Raw genomic sequence first — 20,131 nt, 5'->3', positions numbered from 1 at the left:
AGTGTTGTCTCCTCTCCTATTTTTTCTCTCTTTTATAGAAAGGCGTAGCAGCCACAACTGCTTTTAGGCGCTTTCCTCGTATTTCAACTTCCACTTCAGAACCGATTTCTGTATGTTCTGTTTTTAAAAGGGCGAGGCCAATGTTTTTCTTTAATGTAGGAGATTGCGTGCCTGTTGTCACCTCACCAATTTGTTCATCGCCTTTATATACAGGATAGCCGTGACGAGGAATCCCGCGATCAATCATTTCAATCCCTGCTAATTTTCTTGTTAACCCCTTCTCTTTTTGGGCGGCAAGTGCCTCTTTTCCAATAAAATCCGCTTCTTTTTGCACTTTTACCGCAAAGCCTATACCCGCTTCAAGCGGAGAAATTTCCGGAGATAATTCTTGCCCGTAAAGAGCAAGATTCGCTTCAAAGCGCAATGTATCACGGGCTCCTAAGCCACAAGGCAGAACACCGTTTTCCTTCCCAGCATCCAAAATATCCTTCCAAATAGCTACAACGTCTTTTGCATCACAGTATACTTCAAAGCCATCTTCACCTGTATAGCCCGTTCTGGAAACAAGTGCTTTCTTCCCATTTAAATCCACATTCTCCTGAAATTTAAAGAAACCAATATCTGCTAAATTTGTTTCTCCTGCAAGCTTTTGCAGTACTTCCTCTGCCAATGGACCTTGGATGGCAACCTGAGCCATCTCATTCGAAAGGTTTTTCAGCTCCACATTGCCTTCAAGATGCTCTTCTAGCCATTTGTAATCTTTTTCAATATTTGATGCGTTCACTACAAGTAAATAGTGATTATCCTCTAATTTGTAAACGAGCAAATCGTCAACAGTTCCGCCATTTTCATAACACATAGCTGTATACTGGGCTGCTGAATTTTTTATTTTCGAGATGTCATTTGTCATCATTTTTTGAAGATATGAAAGGCTTTCAGAACCCTTGACTTCAATTTCACCCATATGGGATACATCAAACAAACCAGCTTTTGTTCTTACCGCTTCATGCTCTTCTTTGATGCTTGAAAACTGAACAGGCAGATCCCAGCCTCCAAAGTCGATTGTCTTCGCACCATAGTCTTTGTAGACATCAAATAATGGTGTTCGTTTTAACTGTGACATTTACTCGTCCTCCTTATAATCCTTTTGAAAGGTTTGAATATTTACCTAAAACCATAAAAAAGACAGAGAATCCCCTCATATCATGAGAAGATCTCTGTCCTTGCACCTGAAAGTTTACCGTCAACGGTTTTCCCCTTTGGTGGATCTACTTAAAAAGAAGATCACTCTCCAGAGCTACGTCCAACTAGGGTTCTTTTGCCTGAGAGATTCACAATAAATATTGCTTGCTCCTTCGGCGCTACAAATGTAGTCTCTCCCCTTGCCTTCATCCGCATTTATAAAATTTTCCAAATTGGTTCATACTAAACGCAAATACCAACGAAAACGTAACGGAAAATAAAAGTAAACAATATTATTTCGATTAACTAAATAAAGTGGCAAATTTCAAAACTTTCAAAGCTAATTTTATCCTACCATTAGAACCACTTTTGGGCAATGGGGAATTATTTTCTCTTTTTAAGGAGCTGGATTAGATGACAGTGCAAATAAATTTTGATTCTACTTGGCAAAATGAGTTTTTACATAGAATTGAAGAGGATGGGCCGTGGGGAAGCTGGGAACTGTATAAATTAGCCTTAGAAGTGGAAAACCATACAATTATTCCTGAATTTGAAGGGCTGCAGGCACCTAGGCACTTATCAAGCCTTATTCCTTTGCCGCATCAGCTGGAAGTGGCTAAGCAGGTAGTAGAAAATATGAATGGAAAAGCAATTCTTGCTGATGAAGTAGGGTTGGGAAAAACGATAGAAGCTGGCTTGATTTTAAAAGAATATATGATTAGAGGACTAGTGAAAAAGGTACTCATCCTTGTACCTGCTTCCCTTGTCACTCAATGGGCCATCGAATTAAATTCAAAATTTTTCATTCCCGCCATCGCCCAGCGCAAAAGCTATGTTTGGGAGCAATGCGATGTGGTCGTATCTTCAATTGATACCGCTAAGCGCAGCCCGCATAAAGATATTATTTATAATCAAGACTATGATTTAGTCATTATCGATGAAGCTCACAAACTGAAAAACAATAAGACAAAAAACTATGAGTTTGTTCAAAACTTAAAAAAGAAATTCTGCTTGCTGCTGACTGCCACACCTATCCAGAATCGAATCAGTGAAATCTTTAATTTAGTTTCTTTACTAAAGCCCGGTCATTTAGGCAATGAAGCTGATTTCTATCAAAAATATCAGAAGGATTCTCGATCACTAGACGATGATGAATTTTTAAAAGAACTTGTCAATAAAGTGATGATTCGAAACCGAAGAGCAGATACAGGGATTGAATGGACGAAACGGAATGTTGAAACATTGCCGATTGAATTTTCAAAAGAAGAAAGAGAGCTTTACGAGGCAGTCACCAATCTTCGTGGAGATGGGAATTGGATGAGCTCAAGCCAATTTTCAGTGATGACACTACAAAGAGAAGCATGCAGCAGCAGGGAAGCTGTTTTTTTTACATTAAGAAATATGCTTCAGAAAAAGGAGGAGCCGACAAAAGAATTTCAAGAGCAAATTCAAGCTTTAATAACGAAGGTAGAAGCCGTTCAAAAGAATGCGAAAGCAGATAAGGCACTGGAATTAATACAGGAAATTAATGATAAGGTAATCATCTTTACAGAATATCGGGCCACACAATTGTATTTGCAATGGTTTCTTAAGCAGCATGGAATTACATCTGTCCCTTTTAGAGGCGGATTCAAGCGTGGAAAAAAGGATTGGATGAGAGAGCTATTTCAAAAAAACGCCCAAGTTCTTATCGCTACAGAAGCAGGAGGGGAAGGTATTAACCTTCAATTTTGCAATCATATTATTAATTTTGACTTGCCATGGAATCCAATGCGCCTGGAACAAAGAATTGGACGGGTCCATCGGCTTGGGCAGGAGAAAGATGTAAACATCTACAACTTTGCTATAAAGGATACCGTTGAGGAGCATGTATTAAAGCTGTTATATGAAAAAATACATCTCTTTGAAAAAGTGATTGGTGACCTGGATGATATTTTAACTAAGCTTGACTTCGGAAATATCAATGATCATCTCGTTGACATTTTTGGCAGGTCTTCCTCCGAAGGGGAAATGAGAATTAAAATGGACAATCTAACCTCAATGATACAATTTGCAGAAGAGATGAAGGCAGGTGAAGGCAATGCAGCAACAGGAAATTCATGACTTTCTTGAAAGATATTTTCACGCTAACAACTGTGAGACCATTGAGTCAGGGCCAGGCTATCTAACGGTACAATTAACTATCGAACTAGACAAACAGCTAATGAACCGACCCTTTTACTGGCATTATTTAGAGAAAACAGGTGGCAGTCCAAATCCGATGCAGCTGACAATGATTACAAATCCGGAAGTTGCTCCTAAAACGATAAAAGGGGAAACTATCCACTTCGGCTCCCCGCGGCTGCATCAGATTTTCGAATCCACAAAGAAGCTTGCAGGGTATATTCGTTTATATGAAAAACACAAGAATCCATTTGGTCAGCAAACCCCTTTACGCCCATGGCTCGGCATGAATTTGCGTATTTCCTACCAATGTGATCGCAAGAGGGATGTATTCAGGTCGATAGGATTACAACTAATTAATGGTCAAATGGTAGATGGATTTCATAATAAGCTTTTAGGATTAGAGCTTACGCCTAAAATTCCTGACTTTTCTTTTACCTTATCTCCTTTAATCATGCCCAAAAGCGGAATGATTAGAATTCAGCATTTTTTACAAAATGAAATAGAAAAGGAGGATCATACATGGGCGGAAGAGGCAATAACTCGCTGGCATAAGGATTTGAATTTACTTGAACACTTTTATGAGGACATGGAGAAGGAAGAAAGCTATGAAATTGAGAAAATGGCTTTAAAGGAGCAATTCGAACCTAGAATAAATATAACGATTATTAATGGCGGGTTATTTTATTTGACCGAAAACACCTTCCAACATTCAAATTAAAAAGAAACCGACCATTACTGGCCGGTTTTTCTTCTTATTATTTTCTTTTGAACAAAGCAAGGATGGCATAAGGGATAATTCCAAACCATTTCAATAAAAAAGGCTCTTTTGCATTCTTTTTTTCTAAACGATATTTTTTTCGTTCATCCTTTGGCTGATCAATATATTTAACGAATGTTTGTGTAATGTATTTTACATAATCATTTGATTTCATCGCCACACCTGCACTTAGCTGATTTCTATCAATAAATATCGAAACTATACGTCAAGTATGCCCCTTTATTGCAAATTTAAACAGGTAGCGATTTCTGTTACCACTTCAGCTATCCCTTTTCCCGTAGTATTAACCATATAATCAGCAGTTTGCTTATACAATGGCAGCCTTTCGTTATAAAGAGTCGCTATCCTTGCTATTTTGTCCCCTTTGAGCAATGGTCTTGTTTCATCCTGTTTAAGCCGCTTCACAATTTCCTCCTCGCTCGCAAATAGGAATATCACGGTTCCTTGTTCTTTAAGCAACTCCCTATTTTCCTCCCTGCAGACGATTCCTCCGCCTGTTGTAATAACTGCATCCTCTACAGGGAGCTCCCCTAATATTCTTGTTTCAAATGCGCGAAAATACGCTTCACCTTTCCTCTCGAATATCTCGTTGATTGTACGTGCTTCTATCTTTTCAATTTCTTGATCTGTATCGAAAACCGGCATCTTCAAGTATTCGCCTAATGCCTTACCAATCGTCGTTTTTCCTGCCCCCATAAATCCAGTCAAATAGATTGATTTCATTCTCGGATCCTCACTCAATTTTTTTCATTCCATTTTATCATTTTCTTAAGTTCTTTGTCATAGTAACCGAATCCTGTGATTTCTGGTAGATTCTTCATTGCTAAGTTAAAGGTTACCCGATAAAGGCTATCTGCAACTTTTACGGAATGATAACTTACTTCCCCATCCGAAAAAGAATATACTCCTGATACCTCCCCATGATCTTCCTGTAAAAATAGTTCTTCGGTCCATTGCATCGCACTTAAGAAGTAATATTCTTGTTTTAGCATCGTAACTGATTCTTTAATGATCCTTTTCTCAGAAATATATAGTTCAAAGTGAATAGACAGTACAACAAAGGCTAAAAGAAGCACACAAAAAGTTAGCGGGTACGAAAACCCTTTTTCATTACGGATCATAGTCTTCCTCCAAATCGAGAAATGTAATGAAGGATGCTGTATGCTGTTGATGAAATAAATCATTTACAGTCAACCGTACACCATTCTTCAACTTATCGAAACGGATCCTTTCCACCTGCTGAAAGACAATTTCGTGTCCCTTTTCATCCACTCTTCTCCTGATATTTGTCCCATGCTTATCAAATTGAATGCTCTGCCCATCTCTTCTTAAAATCAATCTATCATTGAATACAATAATCTCGTCAGATAGCCGAACTTCCTTTTTCAATTGCTGCACAAACACATGCCATTCCATTGCTTTATTTCTTGCTTCAAACTGCTCATTTTGAAAAAGGTATTTAAAGCTAAGAGGAAAAAAGGAAACGATTATGAGGAAAATGGAGAATGCATAAAGCATTTCTACCATCGTAAAGCCTTTATGATTAAAAAGTTTCACACGTTTCATAGGATTGCTGAAGAATATCTTCATATTTAATACAAACCTCCATATTAGCAGATCCTCCATTTCCCTTTGGATAGACCTCAAATATAGTTTGATCAACAACGATTGTTTCTTTGATTGGAAATGCCGCTTTCTTCTTCGCATCTATTAAACTTTCGTATAGAATTTCATTAGCAAGGAATTGCTGCTTTACTTGAAGAGATTGATTAACAGCCTTAATAATCAGTGGAAAAAGAACACTGGCAATGACTAGCCACGCTGAAAGTGTTAATAACAATTCCACCAAGAAAAATCCTTCATGCTTTCGCCACATAAAATCTCCCCTTCCCAATTAAGAAGGTCATTTTGTACCGGACTTCATCAACCATGATAATAAAAGAGCCGAATCGATTGATATTTCCATCAGGATGGAAAGAGAAAAACAGCTTCATCGTTCCTTCCATAATCGTAATCGTATCAGGGATGTCCCTTTCGATTAAAAAGCCTTTATTATAGCCCTCACGTAAATAGTAAAAATTCTCCTCAGGGAGGATATGAACAGTTATTAAAACCTGATGTGACAAGGCATATTGCTGTCCATATAGTAAGTCTGCTTTTAATTGGCTAATAAATTGTTGTTTCTCAAGTGTTAGAAATTGAGATTTTAACAGGATGGAAGAAACCGAGGCAATAATGAGGAATACACTTAGGACGAAGAGAGATTCTAATAATGTAAAGCCATCTTCTTTGCTAATCATTAGAAGAGGATTCCTTTTGTTTTGATGAGACTTTTCCGTTTAAAATAACAATGGCATCCCCATTCGGGCAAGTCGTTTCATTTTCATTTAAATACTTTTCATCCACTAATGCCTTTACATCAGCAGGTGGCTTTTTATGTTCGATTTCATATGCCTGGACCTGTGCTTGAACCATTTTAACAAAAGCTTCACACCCTTTTTTATTAATGTTTCCGTTATGCTTTGTAATATTCGGGATTGTGATAATCAGCAGGACAGAGATGACGAGAAGGACGATCATCATCTCTAATAAGGTGAACGCATTTTGCTCATTTATCTTTTCCACCGCTAAACGAGCATATTTTCTATCTTTCTTTTCCAGTAATGTAAATCCTTTTTCATCTTTTTTCATTATCTTCTTCATCAAAATCCCTCCAATAGATGAAACATTGGTAATAATACAGCTAAATACATGGATACAATTAAAAAGCCAATAAATAAATACAAACAAGGCTGGACTGTTTTTAAAAGTTTTTCTGTTTTATCTTCTAACAGACTTAAACAATATCGACTAAAAAAGAATAGCTCTTGATCTAATTTTCCATTCTTTTGTCCGTGTCTAATAATATGAGCAAGCTCACCTTCAAAAAATGGGTAACTTATTAATATGTCCTCAAACCTTTCCCCCTTCCGCAAGCCGTGCTTTAATTCCTGACCAAGCTCTTTATAAAGCGGCTGTTTTTCATTGTTTTCAAATAAGCTTAGCGCTTCATGAACAGATAATCCACCGGCTAGTAAATAACTAATTTGCACAGAAAAGTAGTGAGTATAAAACAATTTGAAAAATATTCCGATCATCGGAATGGAGACTAGAATTTTCTTTTGTTTGATTTGAGAAAAATGGCGGAATCTATAGAAGTAGTAGCATAAGAGGAGAAGGAATAAAATAAAGATCCCTATCGTTACGTACGGAATCATTTCCCCGAATGTGGAAACGACCTTTGTGAAAAAATTAGGCTTGAGGCTCATAGAAATAAAAAGCGAGGAGAATCTAGGTAATATGATTCTTTCAACAAATATAAATAAAACAGCAGTAATAAAGATTAAAAATAAAGGATAAACAAACAATTTTTTTAGCTTCTCAAAATCTCGGTTCCGCTTTAGCATCATTTCACTTCCATCTTGGAAGGCAGCTGCTAATCCCCCGTGCTGCTCTGCGAAATACACATAGCCAACCAAATGCTGATTAAACCGGAGTTTAGCCAAGACCTGATAAAAAGGGTAGCCTTCTCTTAAATCAGCAAGACCTTGACTAAGCTCAACCTTCTTTTGGTTTGGCAATTGAAATAAAAGAGACTCAATTGCCTCTGATAAAGGGTAGCCTCTAGTAAGCAATTCTCCCATTCTTTTTAAAAACTGGCATTGCTCCTGTAAACTCCACTTACATTTGATCATGTTCAAGCACCCACCGCTCATATTCTGTTTCCTTAATAAATCCAAGTGCTATTCCTTTTTTAATGATATCCTTTAAGGTTCGGTATTCAATGACAGCCTCTTCACCTCTCGCCGCTTTCATAGAAGCATTCAATGCCCTCCCAGCTAAAAGCTCAAAAACACTGGCTCTTTTCAATCTGCCATAGCAATGGCAGTAAGGTGAACAATCCCCAGAACAAAACGGACAGGCTAATTCCACAAGTCTTTGTGCAGTTACTGCCACAAGGGTCTGCTCTATTTCTACTGCATCCACACCAAATTCACTCAACCGGTAAATGGCCCCTTTGGCGTCCCTTGTGTGCATCGTCGAAAGCACCAAATGTCCTGTAAGCGCAGCTCTCACCGCAATTTTTGCTGTTTCTGCATCCCTAATTTCTCCCACCATTATAATATCAGGATCATGCCTTAAAATAGCTTTTAAACCAGTCGCATAGGAAACACCTGCTTTTTCATTCACTTGAACCTGGAGAACCCGATCATTTTCTTTTTCAATCGGATCTTCAAGTGTGATGACATTCCGATTAAACATATGGGAGGTTTCATTTAGAAGGGAATATAAGGTTGTGGTCTTCCCTGATCCAGTCGGGCCAGTAAAGATGATCAATCCATGGGCATGCTTTAATAAGGCAAGTAATTTTCGAGTCATATTTGGGAATAAGGAAATTTGGTAAAAAGGAATTTGTTCTTGCTGAGGGAGGATTCGAATAACTAAGCTTTCATTATGGCTTGAGGGGAGGGTTGAAAAGCGAAAACCAATCATTTGTCCATCAATTTGGTAGGAATAGGCACCGCTTTGCGGCCTTCTCTTTTCTCCAATATCCATCGAAGCAGTAAATTTAAAATGTGAAATCAGTCTGTCGCATTCTTCTTTTGGCAAGTAAAGCCTGGGAATTAGTTTGTTAGCAAGACGTAATTGGATGAGGGTATCTTTTCTGCGGGGAACAATGTGGATGTCTGATGCATGATTTCTTACTGCATCTTTTATAATTCTTTCTGCTAGCTTTTCAATTGTATTCAATTGAATCGTACACCACCTTTCTTTTAATTAAAAATATGCTTCGACCTTATTATATAATCTTCTGCTTTTTTTAACAATTAATTCAATTAAAAATATGGAATTTTCGTAAAATAAGCATTCAAAGAATGGACACATGAATAAAACGCTTCGGTAAATTCGTTGGAATTTATCAAAATTTATATAAATTTGTGACATTTGTTATTGGTTTAAATGTGAACTTTTTATAAACTAATAGTGAATACAGTGTTAACCCTTACTAGCTGTATTATAATAGAATCAAATCCTACTTGAGGTGAATATAAGTGGAACAAACGTTAAAAATAACAAATGTATTATCAGATCCAACACGCTATTATATTTATCAATACATTACAAAAAGACATAAGGATGTAACTGTACAGGAAATTGCAGATAACTTTGACATTCATCCAAACGTAGCTAGACTGCATTTATCAAAGCTGGAAGATGTAAACATGCTCGTCTCTGATACCCAGAAAACAGGAAAAGGCGGGAGACCAAGCAGACTTTATCGTTTATCTGATGATGTGATTCAGCTCCATTTTCCTTATCGCGACTATCAGCTGCTTTCAAAGATTGCCATGCAAACCATGCTCTCTTTAGGTAAAGAGGGGAAAAAGGCATTATATTTGACAGGAAAAACATTTGGCAAGGAATTGGTCGAACAAGAAATCATCCGTACTTCTATCAACAATGAAGAACTTTCATTTGATCAAAAACTAAATATCCTTAAAAATGCATCTACCTTAGCAGGCTTTCATCCGGAATTTGAAGTTAATGAGGATCAAAGCAAAATATATTTCCAAATTTATAATTGCCCATTTAAGGAAGTAGCACTTGAACATACTGAATCAGTATGTCATATGCATTACGAGTTTCTAAAAGGAATGTTTGAGGCATTGTTTGATTCCATCGAATTAGTGGAAAAGGAAAATATGCTTGGCGGGTGTGATTCTTGTTCTTATCATGCAATCGTCACAAAGTAGCAACAAAGGTTATTTACTTTTATCCATCATTTAACTTATAATATGTAATGATGTGAATTGCTAGGGGAAAAGGAGGGATACATATGGATCGTATGTACAAGGTTTGTGGATTCTGGACGGGAATATTTGCTGTCATGTTCTTCTTAGGCGATATGTATACAACGTCTTTAATCTTCTTTGCCCAAACAGGATTTTTCCTGCTTTTAAGCTATTTAAAGCTTTCTGAACGTATGTATTTATATGTTTTTGCAGGGTATTTAACTGTGTTTTTCGTAGGTTTCACTTATTGGAGCACATTTATGATGGTTCCAGGTGCTGGTCACTAAAAACCAAAGTTTAGCTACATAATAAAAAAGCGATGGATTCCATCGCTTTTTTATTATTCCTTTATACTCCTTTCTGCTGCAAAATAACATGAAAAGATGAGCTCATTCCTCCAGGTATAATAAGGCTGCGTATCGCCCGATTTCTTTTGCTTATAGCAGAAAAAGGGTTCGGATCATAATTCTCCTCCAGTTCCTCTAGAATTCCTGTAGCTAAAAGAAATTCATCCTGCCTCCATTTATGAACATGTTTTAACCCAAATTGATTCCCTATTTTGATTAACGCATCAAAATGAACATGACACGTTATATCCATTTCCCCAGGCCGTTCAAGAACATTATTCACTTGCTGATGCTTGTAATAGCCCCTTAAGCTCCCATTCCTTCTTGCTGGCTCCATCCATTCTTCATTTGTATAGCCATAATCAACCGTAAGCACTAACCCTCTTTGCAAAGTCTTTGCCATATTTGAAATCATTGATTCCATCTGTAATGGGATTTCAATCCGCTGCTGATCGTTCAATAGTAGCCCGCTTTGTTCGAGAAAAGATGTAATTTTTTCATTTTTTAATGGTTCCAAGCTCTCAACAAGCACATCATCTTTCACAGTAACCATAACCTCTAGCAATTGGCCCGCTTGATTTTCAATTACATGGACCGGGAACGCATCAAACAATTCATTTGAAAAAATCAAACCCTTAAAAGGAAAAATCTCCTCCAAACTCGCGATCTGTTTTATATTCTCATCAAAAATTATTTCCTCTTGTTGCAGCTTTCGATGATAAGGACTTTCTTCCAAAATATAATATTGAATGGGTTCAGCAGAAATTAACCTCCATTCATCCATAAAGGCTTTAGCAAACCGGCCTGTTCCTGCACCAATTTCACATATCGAGAATGGGAGATTAAGTTCGATTGCTTTCTTATAAAACCATTTAGCAATGGATCTGCCGTAAATGTCAGAAATATTACTTGTCGTAATAAAATCTCCTTCACGTCCTATTTTTCTTTTATCATTCATATAATAACCATATTGTGGATGGTACAAAGCTTGCATGATGTAATCTGCAAATGTAATTTTTCTAGACGGATTGTTTCGTATATATTCCTTTAAATAATTCATCATTTGGATTCCCCTAATATATGCTGAATATAGTAATACATAAATCTATGATTATTTTTTTACTATGCTTTTTCACCATTGACATAGTGTTAACTTTATTATATTCTACTAATAGTAGCTTAACTATATCCCCTCCCATTATATGAATAGAACATCCCCCAGAAAAGCCCTTCTCCTTTGAGAAGGGCTTTTCTATTAACTACTAAGGAAAGATCCCTTGAGAAGCATCACAGATACAATCCGATATTGACTATTCCGAAGGCGCCTCCGCTTTTCTTTTGTCCAGCTCCGGCTCCTAGCGACTATTGGATTTCAGGCTTCCTCCCTACGATAAGTCAACATCGAATCGCTATCGCTCTTCGTGTTTCCTTTATCTCAGTCCGGAGCCCTCCAGTCCATACGTCGCTGAACAGTCGCCTCTGCTTTTCTTTTTGTCCAGCTGCAGCGCCTACCCCCTCGAGGTCACAAGCCAATCCTCCCAGAAAGGTAAAGAACACCTTTCCGCGAGGCTCGTCTTGTGCTTGTCGGGGGTTACCAAGGCGCCTCCGCTTTTCTGTTTAAAACCCATTTAAGAAGGGGTTTGAATCCATTTCTTGTCCAATGGTTGTGGCAGGCCCGTGTCCTGGCAGAACAATCGTTTCTTCGGGAAGAATTAGTAATTGCTCATGGATGCTTTTAAGCAGCTGCGCATGATTCCCTCCAGGAAGATCTGTACGCCCAATGCTGCCGTTAAATAATGCATCACCAGCGATTACAAATCCCGCTTCTTTAAAATAAAAAGATAAGCTTCCTGGTGAATGGCCTGGTGTTTCTGCGATTTGGAAGGAAAAATCACCAATTTTCAATTCTTTCTCATTTGTCAAAACATAATCTGCACGGTTCCCCTTCACTAACTTGCCTACTTCAAACAATTGTGATCCATTTTTAGCTGGGTCAATTAACCAATCTTCTTCATTTTTATGAACATAGACAGGGATATTGAATTTCTTTCTAATCTCTTCCACTGCCCCTATATGATCAAAATGTGCATGTGTAAGAATAATGGCAAGAGGATGCAGCTGTTTTTCAAGAATAAAGCTGCTTAATTTCTCTCCTTCTTCTCCTGGATCAAAAATTAAACAAGTATGATCTTCTTTTGATACAATATAACAATTTGTTTGTAATAGACCTAATGGAATTTGCTGCCATTCCACGATCAACACCTCCAACTGTGGATATATGAACTAATTTTACACTATCTAAACTAAGAAATTAAAGGAAACTCATTTATTATCGGAAAATGAAGATATTTTATACGATTAAAGGGAATGATAGAATGAACGACATAGAAGTGTCATTTTTTGACCTCGACAAACGGGAGAAAAAAATATAGAATATAATACGAATGTATATATAGTATTACATACAGGTTCCATACCTGAATATGATTTTTCAATGGACATATGTCTGATTATCATAACAAAAGGGGGCTTTTTATTTATGGGAATCGTAATCATCTTCTTTTTAGTAGCCATTTTAGCAGCTTATGGTGCATGGAGTGCATTAAAAAACAAGAATATTCTAGGTTTCGTATTTGCAGCCGGTTCATTCGTTGTATTTGGCGGATTTGCATTATTAACACTAATCAACAGCGGATACCCTGCAGCACATTAGAAAAGCGGAAGCGCCTTGATCAGGGGCGACAAGCATAAGACGAGCCGGCAGAAAGGTTGTTCTTTTACCTTTTTGCCGGCTTGACTTATGACCTCGAGCCCCTAGGCGCTGGAGCTGGACATAGAAAAGCGCAGGCGACTGTTCAGCGACGTATGGACTTTAAGTCCATACGAGTCTGTGCTAGACAGTGAAGCCGCTAGCGCCTTGATTAAGGCAACAAAAAAGAAGGATCCCATCTCTGGGAATCCTTTTTTTATTGATTAAGCTGGCTTTCAACACGTTGGACTTTTTCTTCCATTTTTCTTTTTACATCTCTTCTATCATCAATTCGAATATTTGTCGCTACCCTCATAAGCCCTTTTTCAAAAGGAACCTCGTGCATCGCTTGAATTACTTCAAATAAAACAGGAAGCTCTCCTTCGATTATCGTATTCATTGGTGTTAACTGGAAGCGGATTTGCCCCTTCTTTTCATACTCCAATAATACACGCTGAATATCAGCCACATAACTGCTTACACTCGGTGTATCAGTTCCAATTGGAATAACGGTTACGTCTACTATTGCCATGTTTATCCATCCTTTTTTCTATTTATTATTCCTTCATGATAGGCATAATGTCTTTTGAATCCATATCAATGAGCTTTTCAAAATAAAACCCATACAAACAATGACTTCCATTGGTGGAGCAGCTTAAAGGCTCATTTTCCATCTTCTCGAAAATCACTTTCTTGTCCCCGTTTTTGATATTTAATGAAAGAAGCTGAAATCCTCCTGCATACGTATCAGCCTCCGAACTATATAGCGGAGCAAAGGTATAGAAGTGATCCTTTTCATCAAATGCAAAATAAGGGATGAGCCAGTCAGAAAATCTTGTTAAATGCGGGATGTTAAAATCTGCTAGCTTATTAAGATCACTGGATAGAAAAGTATATGCTGACTCATTTATTTTATCAGAAGGGACTGTAATGGTCATGATTAAATTCTTGATTGCCTTCATATAGTATATCTTGTCTAAAATTGTATCGTCCTGCTCACTAAGTATAGATTTCTTTTTAAAAGGTGCAAATAGCAATTCTTCCTCTTGACCCCAATCTAAAAAAACAAGCTCATCCTTGCTCTTCCAGCCCGCAAATGGCTCCTTTAAATCGATAGGAATCAGCTTTTTCTCTTTAAAATTCATTTGATAAGTAGAAAAGTCCCAGCTTTCTGTAAACGTAGAAAGGAGCACCTGATCCTCATCATAAGGATTCCACTCAAAAACAAAGTCATATGCCTCCATTCTTTCAGACATAATCTCTTTCCCGTTACGATCAATAATTGTAATAATTCCTTCAAAGGTTGTTGGAACAGTATGAACCAATAAACGTTCCCCTGAAGGACTAATAGTAACTGTCGATACTGGTGACTCACTTTCAAAAATCAATTGATTCTTTCCAGTAAATATATTATAGGTATACACATGAGATCCTAACCCGACATTCGTAATGTATACAATTTCTTCATTATTTAGCCAGCCGCTTATACTGTTAAATTGCCCCTGTTCTACTTGGATGGGCAACTTTAACTCTTGACCTAGAAAAGAAGGTGGAATCGCTTCCTTTACTGTTTCCTTTTGATGATTCTTATTAGAATGTATTTCCGCATCTTTATTTACTGTGCAGCCTGCAAGAAAAAGCAAAAGGAAAATGCATAAAAAAAGAGCCTTTCTGTATTTCTTTCTTTTTTTCCAGAGCAACTTCCCCCCTCCTTCCAATCCAATTAACTAATTATACGAAAAATGTAAGAAGAATGTTTCAATTATTTCAAAATTATTTCAAAAAGAAAAGCCGGCACCGGCTTTTTCACTTTACATATATAATGCAGCTAGATAAATACCAAGCACTTCTTCAAATATTTCATCAAACTGAGATAATGGCAACGGATTAATCCCGGACCCTAATTCGATTGTAAAACCAGGTCTTCGAAAATCTTGAATAAACCAATCCTTGTATCCCGCATAGCTATCAATATATTGGACTGATGTATACCCGCTCACTCTTGCAAATTCAGCAGCTAATACCCTAGATTCTGGCGGTTCAAGCCCCTCAAATCCCCAATAAAATTCCTCTCCTTGAGTATGGAAGGCAAGCATGCGATTAAAACGCCTTGTTTTTGCAAGGTCAGCCATAGCTATCGATTCCGGTTCAGTTAAAGGCGCATCCCCAGGGTAGTCACGCGGGGCAGGTGCTTTCTCTGCTTTTCTTTCCTTTTCAACCTCCCACTTTGCAGGGAATTGATTATTTAAATCCACACCCCTTATATTGGCCTTCCAGCCTGTAAAATCTGTACTTCCTTTATTGATCTGGATCACTTCTTCTCTCCTCTCATCTGGAGGACCATTTAAAACTAAATCAACCCCATCCGGATTTACCATGGGTACAAGGGAAAGATCTATAGCTTGATATAGGGGCATGGTTGACATCCCTCTGATTGGCTTCACATTTGTTAATGATAACAGAAAATGATTCAGAAGTGACATTAAAACACCTGAAGTGATCCATTCATTTGCATGAAAGGAAGCATTAAAATGTACTTTCTTCGTTCCTTTTCCAAGACGGATCTCTTGAATGGGCTTTCCTAATACACTTTTGCCAATATTATTTACCTGAATGAAAGGAAAAATAGATTTTAGTCTAGCGATGTCCGCTGTTAAAGCTTCAAAATTATAACGCTTCCTCCCATTAACGACTGATGAAATTACCCTATGGGGAATATCGATAGTTGTTCCTGCCTGTAATTGATTTGGGTTAACGCTTTGATTTAGCAAAAGAAGTGCATCAACTGATAAATGTCTAGCTCCGCTAAGCTTCCAAAATGTATCATTTTTTTTCAACACATATTTCTGTATGGTAAATCCAGGGATCTGCACTTCTTGGCCAATCTGTAAAGTAGTTGGATGAATCAATGGATTCGAATCAATGATCAAATTTAATGGGATCATGAAAAGACGGCTATAATGCCATAGTGTATCGCCTGAACGTACTTGAACCTTCATTATTTTTACCCTCCTTCATCCATTCATTCATATGAAAAAGGATAGAAAAAAATGACTGCACGCCTTTTCCAATAAAAAAAACCTGTAATACAGGTTTTTTCTACGTTTAATTTATATCAATCGCCGGCTCATTTTTAAGTAATGTCGAGTTAGGCACTTGGTCATCTTCGTAAAATCTTAGTAAATCCCCATAGATGATCTTATCAGAATACTCAAGCTCCTGTGCAGCTTTTTCTATAAATGGTTCACATGCTGCACCATCAGTAGGTTCGCCAGTCTTTTTATCATAGCAAGTTTCACGAGTATAAAGATAATCCCTCGTTATAAAGCTTCCATCACGCAACACGGTAAATTCCATTTTTTCTTTTGAAAAAAGATCTGAACCAAATTCAATCGTATTCTTAGTATTCACTCCGAGTAAATGCAGAAGTGTTGGTTTCAAGTCAATTTGACCTGAAACAGTAGAAATTGTTTTCCCTTCCTGACCGGGAATATGAATAATTAAAGGGACCCTCTGTAGCTGGGTGCTAACAAATGGAGTTACTTCCTCACCCAGAAATTCACCCATTGCTTTATTATGGTTTTGAGAAATTCCATAGTGGTCACCGTAGAGGACAATCATTGAATCCTCATACAATCCTTCCTCTTTCAACCGTTCAATAAATAATTTGATAGCTTCATCTGTATAGCGAACAGTTGGGAAGTAATTATCTACCGTCTTATTACCAGAAGTATATGGTTCAATCAAACGATCCTCTTCCCCTAGTTCAAATGGATGATGATTTGTTAAGGTAATGAATTTTGTGTAAAATGGCTTCGGCATTTCTTTTAAATGCTTAATAGACTGTTCGAAGAAATCAATGTCCTTCATTCCCCAGCCAACTGAATTTTCATTCGATACATCATAATCAGTCAATGAATAAAATCTGTCATAGCCAAAGGAATCATACATAATATCCCGATTCCAAAAGCTTTTGCTATTCGCATGCAATGTTGCTGTATAGTAACCGTAATCCTTTAATATTTCTGGAGTTGCATTAAATTCATTCCCTGAATGGGTAAAGAACACAGCCCCACGGTTAAGCGGATAAAGCGAGTTATCCAGAAGAAACTCAGAATCCGAAGTTTTTCCTTGTTCAGTCTGGTGGTAAAAGTTATCAAAATAATAGCTCTCTTTAATAAAATCGTTTAGGAATGGAGTAATTTCCTGGCCATTTACCTTTTCATTTATGACAAAGTTTTGTGTAGATTCCATTGAAATCAAGATGACATTTTTTCCTTTAGCAATGCCAAACATTTCCTCGTTTGGCTTTTTGTAATTCGCATGGATGTAGTTATCAATATCCACTAATTCGCTTCCGTCAGCTAATGCACGTTGCGCGGAAGATTTCGATTGGAGAAAGACATCATAAATATGATAATTATATGTGCCAATATTCTTCACGAGCATTTCCCGATCAAACGTTCGAGTAAGCAACTGTGGACGTTCTGTCTCAGCTAATCCTAGATTGAAGAAAGCAAAGGCAATGGCTATTAAGAAATAAGCTCTTCGATCTACTTTTGTGAATGCTTTGCTGGAAATAAAGTTTGGTTTAAATTTAACTAGTAGCACTAATACTAGAAAATCGGCAAAATAAACGAGATCTGTTACACTTAATAGGTCACTAACACTACTTCCTAAATCACTCATATTGCTCGTTTGAAAAAGGACTGGGATCGTTAAAAAATCATTAAAAAAGCGATAAAACACTACATTCGCAAATAAAACAAAAGAAATGAAAAAGCTGGTTATAAGTATATAGCGATTTTTATTTTTTTCCTTCATAAACAAGCTAATGCCAAAAATAAAAAGCAGAAAACTCAAAGGATTAATAAACAGAATAAACTCTTGCTTCCAGTTTTCTATCTTTATATCAAAACTAGTCTTATAGACAATATACGTTTTTAGCCAAAGCAATACGGTCGCAATCACAATTAGCGATAGCTTTGACCCTTTCAATTTATTCATACCGGATGATACCCTCCCTGTTTTTTTTAAGAACAGATGTGGAATTTTCGTGTTTTTTCCATTTTAAGGATGGATCGGATAAATCAAACAATATCTTAATACTTTTTTTACAAAAAATCAATTGACCATTTACACTAGTTTTATAAAATGTAAGGATGGCTAATTTACCATTACCCACAGTATTAGACGTTTGAAACCCCAAAAAGTTTCATGATTGTCCAAATTTTAGGAAAACAAAAAGAGCAGGCGACAAAAAAATGGCTGCTCTTTTTGAAATTTATTTAGATTTTTCTCTTAACAGCTGTGCCTCATGTCTTAATAACAATATGGCAGTTTGGTAATCCTTTGCTTCGATAAATTGTGCTTTGTATAGTTCCTTCACTTCCTCCTCCATTAATTCTAAATCCGCTACCCTATCACCAATATAAATAATGGTTCCAAACCTTTTAAGCAGTTGCTGAATGTCGTAAATTGTTTTCATTCTTTACCCCATTGTCTTAGAAATATAATTGGCATATTCACATAAAAAGTATATGGGAAATCCATTCATACCACAAGTAGGATGATAACAAGCCATCCATGCTCACCTGTCTGGGTCCTTTGGATGTAAAAATCGCGGTCTCCGATTTTTCAACGGAATAGGGGAACGCAGCAGGACATCTCTGAATGCGCGTAAATTAAAGGGAATAAACGGCCAAAGATATGGGACGCCGAAAGACTTTAGTCGTGCAAGCATGAAAATAAATAAGACGATCCCAGTAACAAATCCATATGAATGGAACATGCTGGTTGCAAGCAGCAAACCAATCCTAATTAGCCGGTTTGCAAGGCTCATTTCGTAGCTAGGTGTTGAAAAGGTGCCAATTGCAGCAATTGCCAAATATAAAACTACTTCATTAATAAAGAGGCCAACCTCAACCGCGACTTGACCAATCATTAAAGCTGCCACGAGTCCCAATGCTGTAGCAAGTGATGATGGAGTGTGAATAGCAGCCATCCTAAGAATATCCAGTCCAAGCTCGATCAGTAGGAACTGTATAATTAAAGGAAGCTCACCAGTGTCATTTGGTCCAATATATGACAGACTATCAGGCAGTAACTCAGGCTGGATTGCAAATAAATACCAAAGAGGCAGCAGAAAAATGGATCCCCAAACTGCTAGAAAACGAACGAATCTTAAATAAGCACCAACAAGCGGTTTGTTTCGATATTCCTCTGCATGCTGCAGGTGATGCCAAAAAGTTGTTGGTGTAATAATTACACTTGGTGAACCATCTACAATGATGCAAACATGCCCTTCGTATAAATGTGTAGCTGCCGTGTCAGGTCTTTCTGTATATCTAACCATTGGATAAGGATTCCAATGACGGCCAGAGATAAATTCCTCTATCGTTTTTTCAGCCATAGGCAGCCCATCCGTATCAATTTTTGATAGAGAGTCTTTAATCGTTTGGACCATATCCGGATCTGCAATATCCTCAATATAACTCACAACGATGTCTGTTTTTGAACGTCTGCCCACTTGCATATATTCCATTCTTAATGTGCGGTCTCTAACCCTTCTCCTTGTTAGTGCTGTGTTGAAGACAATAGTCTCAACATAACCATCTCGCGAGCCGCGGACCACCCTTTCCGTATCAGGCTCTTCGGGACCTCTGACAGGGTATGTACGGGCATCAATTAGGATTACCTGATCGATCCCATCAACAACAAGTGCGGTTGGACCAGCCAGCACCGCATCTACTACTTTATCAAGATCCTCAATTGTTTCCACTTCAACATATGGAATATATGTTTTAACGAGCTTTGAAAGGGTTTCTCCTTCTAACTGCTCTTTATTCAAATCACTGAGCTCTTTCATTAAATAATGTAGAATATCATCTTTGACAAAACCATCTACAAAAAAAAAGGCCATTTTTCTTTCACCATACACAGCATCAAGCTGAATCACATCAAAACTTTTATCAACTCCAAGCGCTTCTTTTAGATAGCTGATGTTTTCATCTATATTAAGCTGTACTCGCTTCTTTTCCTGTGGCTCCAAATCATTCCGCTCCCATCATTCTTC

23 protein-coding genes and 2 riboswitches are annotated in these 20,131 nt (G+C 37.4%); of the genes, 5 read left to right on the top strand and 18 right to left on the bottom strand.

The window, feature by feature from the left end; all coding sequences use genetic code 11:
- Window positions 1–16 precede the first annotated feature (16 nt).
- Window positions 17–1,123, bottom strand: a complete 1,107-nt coding sequence (gene gcvT, locus RUH74_RS00630; RefSeq protein ID WP_313798303.1) for a glycine cleavage system aminomethyltransferase GcvT — start codon at window positions 1,121–1,123, stop codon at window positions 17–19.
- 92 nt (window positions 1,124–1,215) lie between these two features.
- Window positions 1,216–1,297: riboswitch (glycine riboswitch) on the bottom strand.
- A gap of 3 nt (window positions 1,298–1,300) precedes the next feature.
- A riboswitch (glycine riboswitch) is annotated at window positions 1,301–1,392 on the bottom strand.
- Window positions 1,393–1,596: 204 nt separating this feature from the next.
- On the opposite strand from gcvT, the gene RUH74_RS00625 reads away from it, so the two are divergent.
- Window positions 1,597–3,285 carry a DEAD/DEAH box helicase gene (locus tag RUH74_RS00625; RefSeq protein ID WP_313798302.1) on the top strand — a complete coding sequence of 563 codons (1,689 nt, stop codon included), beginning with the start codon at window positions 1,597–1,599 and terminating at the stop codon, window positions 3,283–3,285.
- On the top strand, window positions 3,263–4,066 hold the full coding sequence (locus RUH74_RS00620) for a YqhG family protein (protein WP_313798301.1): 804 nt from the start codon (window positions 3,263–3,265) through the stop codon (window positions 4,064–4,066). Before RUH74_RS00625 ends, RUH74_RS00620 begins: the two co-directional genes overlap by 23 nt.
- Window positions 4,067–4,103: 37 nt before the next feature.
- Here the strand turns inward: RUH74_RS00620 and RUH74_RS00615 are convergent, their stop codons facing one another.
- From RUH74_RS00615 to comGA, 9 genes are all read right to left on the bottom strand, one after another.
- Window positions 4,104–4,280, bottom strand: a complete 177-nt coding sequence (locus RUH74_RS00615) for a YqzE family protein (protein WP_313798300.1) — start codon at window positions 4,278–4,280, stop codon at window positions 4,104–4,106.
- 65 nt (window positions 4,281–4,345) lie between these two features.
- Window positions 4,346–4,849 carry a shikimate kinase gene (locus tag RUH74_RS00610; RefSeq protein WP_313798299.1) on the bottom strand — a complete coding sequence of 168 codons (504 nt, stop codon included), beginning with the start codon at window positions 4,847–4,849 and terminating at the stop codon, window positions 4,346–4,348.
- A 14-nt stretch (window positions 4,850–4,863) separates the two neighbouring features.
- Window positions 4,864–5,247 (bottom strand): competence type IV pilus minor pilin ComGG, encoded by a 384-nt coding sequence (comGG, locus tag RUH74_RS00605; protein ID WP_313798298.1) that lies wholly within the window; start codon window positions 5,245–5,247, stop codon window positions 4,864–4,866.
- Window positions 5,237–5,716, bottom strand: a complete 480-nt coding sequence (comGF, locus tag RUH74_RS00600) for a competence type IV pilus minor pilin ComGF (RefSeq protein WP_313798297.1) — start codon at window positions 5,714–5,716, stop codon at window positions 5,237–5,239. Before comGF ends, comGG begins: the two co-directional genes overlap by 11 nt.
- A complete protein-coding gene (locus RUH74_RS00595) occupies window positions 5,670–6,002 on the bottom strand; it encodes a phosphatase (protein ID WP_313798296.1) in 333 nt (110 codons plus the stop codon). Before RUH74_RS00595 ends, comGF begins: the two co-directional genes overlap by 47 nt.
- The gene (gene comGD / locus RUH74_RS00590) at window positions 5,986–6,426 is read right to left on the bottom strand and encodes a competence type IV pilus minor pilin ComGD (protein ID WP_313798295.1); all 441 of its coding nucleotides are present in this window, start codon (window positions 6,424–6,426) and stop codon (window positions 5,986–5,988) included. Before comGD ends, RUH74_RS00595 begins: the two co-directional genes overlap by 17 nt.
- Window positions 6,419–6,709, bottom strand: a complete 291-nt coding sequence (gene comGC, locus RUH74_RS00585) for a competence type IV pilus major pilin ComGC (protein ID WP_396229753.1) — start codon at window positions 6,707–6,709, stop codon at window positions 6,419–6,421. Before comGC ends, comGD begins: the two co-directional genes overlap by 8 nt.
- Window positions 6,710–6,828: 119 nt before the next feature.
- The gene (gene comGB, locus RUH74_RS00580; RefSeq protein WP_313798294.1) at window positions 6,829–7,860 is read right to left on the bottom strand and encodes a competence type IV pilus assembly protein ComGB; all 1,032 of its coding nucleotides are present in this window, start codon (window positions 7,858–7,860) and stop codon (window positions 6,829–6,831) included.
- The gene (gene comGA / locus RUH74_RS00575) at window positions 7,847–8,917 is read right to left on the bottom strand and encodes a competence type IV pilus ATPase ComGA (protein ID WP_313798293.1); all 1,071 of its coding nucleotides are present in this window, start codon (window positions 8,915–8,917) and stop codon (window positions 7,847–7,849) included. The genes comGB and comGA overlap by 14 nt, the downstream gene beginning before the upstream one ends.
- A 302-nt stretch (window positions 8,918–9,219) precedes the next feature.
- Here comGA and RUH74_RS00570 point away from each other — a divergent pair, with 302 nt between their 5' ends.
- Both RUH74_RS00570 and RUH74_RS00565 read left to right on the top strand, forming a co-directional pair.
- Window positions 9,220–9,921, top strand: coding sequence for a helix-turn-helix transcriptional regulator (locus RUH74_RS00570; RefSeq protein WP_313798292.1), 702 nt, complete (start codon window positions 9,220–9,222; stop codon window positions 9,919–9,921).
- Window positions 9,922–10,004: 83 nt separating this feature from the next.
- On the top strand, window positions 10,005–10,247 hold the full coding sequence (locus RUH74_RS00565; protein ID WP_053477001.1) for a DUF2626 domain-containing protein: 243 nt from the start codon (window positions 10,005–10,007) through the stop codon (window positions 10,245–10,247).
- A gap of 61 nt (window positions 10,248–10,308) precedes the next feature.
- On the opposite strand, the gene RUH74_RS00560 is transcribed toward RUH74_RS00565, so the two are convergent.
- Together RUH74_RS00560 and RUH74_RS00555 are read right to left on the bottom strand one after the other, a co-directional pair.
- The gene (locus RUH74_RS00560) at window positions 10,309–11,370 is read right to left on the bottom strand and encodes a class I SAM-dependent methyltransferase (RefSeq protein WP_313798291.1); all 1,062 of its coding nucleotides are present in this window, start codon (window positions 11,368–11,370) and stop codon (window positions 10,309–10,311) included.
- 554 nt (window positions 11,371–11,924) lie between these two features.
- Window positions 11,925–12,560, bottom strand: a complete 636-nt coding sequence (locus tag RUH74_RS00555) for an MBL fold metallo-hydrolase (protein ID WP_313798290.1) — start codon at window positions 12,558–12,560, stop codon at window positions 11,925–11,927.
- A 286-nt stretch (window positions 12,561–12,846) separates the two neighbouring features.
- On the opposite strand from RUH74_RS00555, the gene RUH74_RS00550 reads away from it, so the two are divergent.
- Window positions 12,847–13,020, top strand: coding sequence for a DUF2759 domain-containing protein (locus tag RUH74_RS00550; RefSeq protein WP_075209188.1), 174 nt, complete (start codon window positions 12,847–12,849; stop codon window positions 13,018–13,020).
- Between the two features lie 253 nt (window positions 13,021–13,273).
- On the opposite strand, the gene RUH74_RS00545 is transcribed toward RUH74_RS00550, so the two are convergent.
- From RUH74_RS00545 to RUH74_RS00520, 6 genes are all read right to left on the bottom strand, one after another.
- Window positions 13,274–13,588, bottom strand: a complete 315-nt coding sequence (locus tag RUH74_RS00545; RefSeq protein ID WP_313798289.1) for an MTH1187 family thiamine-binding protein — start codon at window positions 13,586–13,588, stop codon at window positions 13,274–13,276.
- 25 nt (window positions 13,589–13,613) lie between these two features.
- The gene (locus RUH74_RS00540; RefSeq protein WP_313798288.1) at window positions 13,614–14,756 is read right to left on the bottom strand and encodes a YqgU-like beta propeller domain-containing protein; all 1,143 of its coding nucleotides are present in this window, start codon (window positions 14,754–14,756) and stop codon (window positions 13,614–13,616) included.
- A gap of 111 nt (window positions 14,757–14,867) precedes the next feature.
- Complete coding sequence (locus RUH74_RS00535; RefSeq protein WP_313798287.1) at window positions 14,868–16,055, bottom strand: M14 family metallopeptidase; 1,188 nt, start codon at window positions 16,053–16,055, stop codon at window positions 14,868–14,870.
- A 106-nt stretch (window positions 16,056–16,161) separates the two neighbouring features.
- Window positions 16,162–18,063 carry an LTA synthase family protein gene (locus RUH74_RS00530; RefSeq protein ID WP_313798286.1) on the bottom strand — a complete coding sequence of 634 codons (1,902 nt, stop codon included), beginning with the start codon at window positions 18,061–18,063 and terminating at the stop codon, window positions 16,162–16,164.
- A gap of 277 nt (window positions 18,064–18,340) precedes the next feature.
- Entirely contained in the window at window positions 18,341–18,544 is a 204-nt protein-coding gene (locus RUH74_RS00525) for a YqgQ family protein (protein ID WP_313798285.1), read from the bottom strand.
- Window positions 18,545–18,646: 102 nt separating this feature from the next.
- Complete coding sequence (locus RUH74_RS00520) at window positions 18,647–20,107, bottom strand: spore germination protein (RefSeq protein WP_313798284.1); 1,461 nt, start codon at window positions 20,105–20,107, stop codon at window positions 18,647–18,649.
- Window positions 20,108–20,131: the final 24 nt, after the last annotated feature.

This window comes from Cytobacillus sp. (genome assembly GCF_032154635.1).
In the GTDB taxonomy this organism is placed as follows: domain Bacteria; phylum Bacillota; class Bacilli; order Bacillales; family Cytobacillaceae; genus Cytobacillus.
Note: the sequence above shows the minus strand (reverse complement) of the source record. Positions and strands in the feature narration are given on the sequence as shown.

Coding starts and splice junctions, on each gene's coding strand:
- comGB (WP_313798294.1), bottom strand. CDS start 7,860: ATGATCAAATGTAAGTGGAGTTTACAGGAGCAATGCCAGTTTTTAAAA.
- RUH74_RS00620 (WP_313798301.1), top strand. CDS start 3,263: ATGCAGCAACAGGAAATTCATGACTTTCTTGAAAGATATTTTCACGCT.
- RUH74_RS00560 (WP_313798291.1), bottom strand. CDS start 11,370: ATGATGAATTATTTAAAGGAATATATACGAAACAATCCGTCTAGAAAA.
- RUH74_RS00615 (WP_313798300.1), bottom strand. CDS start 4,280: ATGAAATCAAATGATTATGTAAAATACATTACACAAACATTCGTTAAA.
- RUH74_RS00550 (WP_075209188.1), top strand. CDS start 12,847: ATGGGAATCGTAATCATCTTCTTTTTAGTAGCCATTTTAGCAGCTTAT.
- RUH74_RS00610 (WP_313798299.1), bottom strand. CDS start 4,849: ATGAAATCAATCTATTTGACTGGATTTATGGGGGCAGGAAAAACGACG.
- RUH74_RS00525 (WP_313798285.1), bottom strand. CDS start 18,544: ATGAAAACAATTTACGACATTCAGCAACTGCTTAAAAGGTTTGGAACC.
- RUH74_RS00625 (WP_313798302.1), top strand. CDS start 1,597: ATGACAGTGCAAATAAATTTTGATTCTACTTGGCAAAATGAGTTTTTA.
- comGD (WP_313798295.1), bottom strand. CDS start 6,426: ATGATTAGCAAAGAAGATGGCTTTACATTATTAGAATCTCTCTTCGTC.
- RUH74_RS00535 (WP_313798287.1), bottom strand. CDS start 16,055: ATGAAGGTTCAAGTACGTTCAGGCGATACACTATGGCATTATAGCCGT.
- gcvT (WP_313798303.1), bottom strand. CDS start 1,123: ATGTCACAGTTAAAACGAACACCATTATTTGATGTCTACAAAGACTAT.
- RUH74_RS00545 (WP_313798289.1), bottom strand. CDS start 13,588: ATGGCAATAGTAGACGTAACCGTTATTCCAATTGGAACTGATACACCG.
- RUH74_RS00595 (WP_313798296.1), bottom strand. CDS start 6,002: ATGTGGCGAAAGCATGAAGGATTTTTCTTGGTGGAATTGTTATTAACA.
- comGG (WP_313798298.1), bottom strand. CDS start 5,247: ATGATCCGTAATGAAAAAGGGTTTTCGTACCCGCTAACTTTTTGTGTG.
- RUH74_RS00530 (WP_313798286.1), bottom strand. CDS start 18,063: ATGAATAAATTGAAAGGGTCAAAGCTATCGCTAATTGTGATTGCGACC.
- comGC (WP_396229753.1), bottom strand. CDS start 6,709: ATGATGATCGTCCTTCTCGTCATCTCTGTCCTGCTGATTATCACAATC.
- RUH74_RS00565 (WP_053477001.1), top strand. CDS start 10,005: ATGGATCGTATGTACAAGGTTTGTGGATTCTGGACGGGAATATTTGCT.
- comGF (WP_313798297.1), bottom strand. CDS start 5,716: ATGAAGATATTCTTCAGCAATCCTATGAAACGTGTGAAACTTTTTAAT.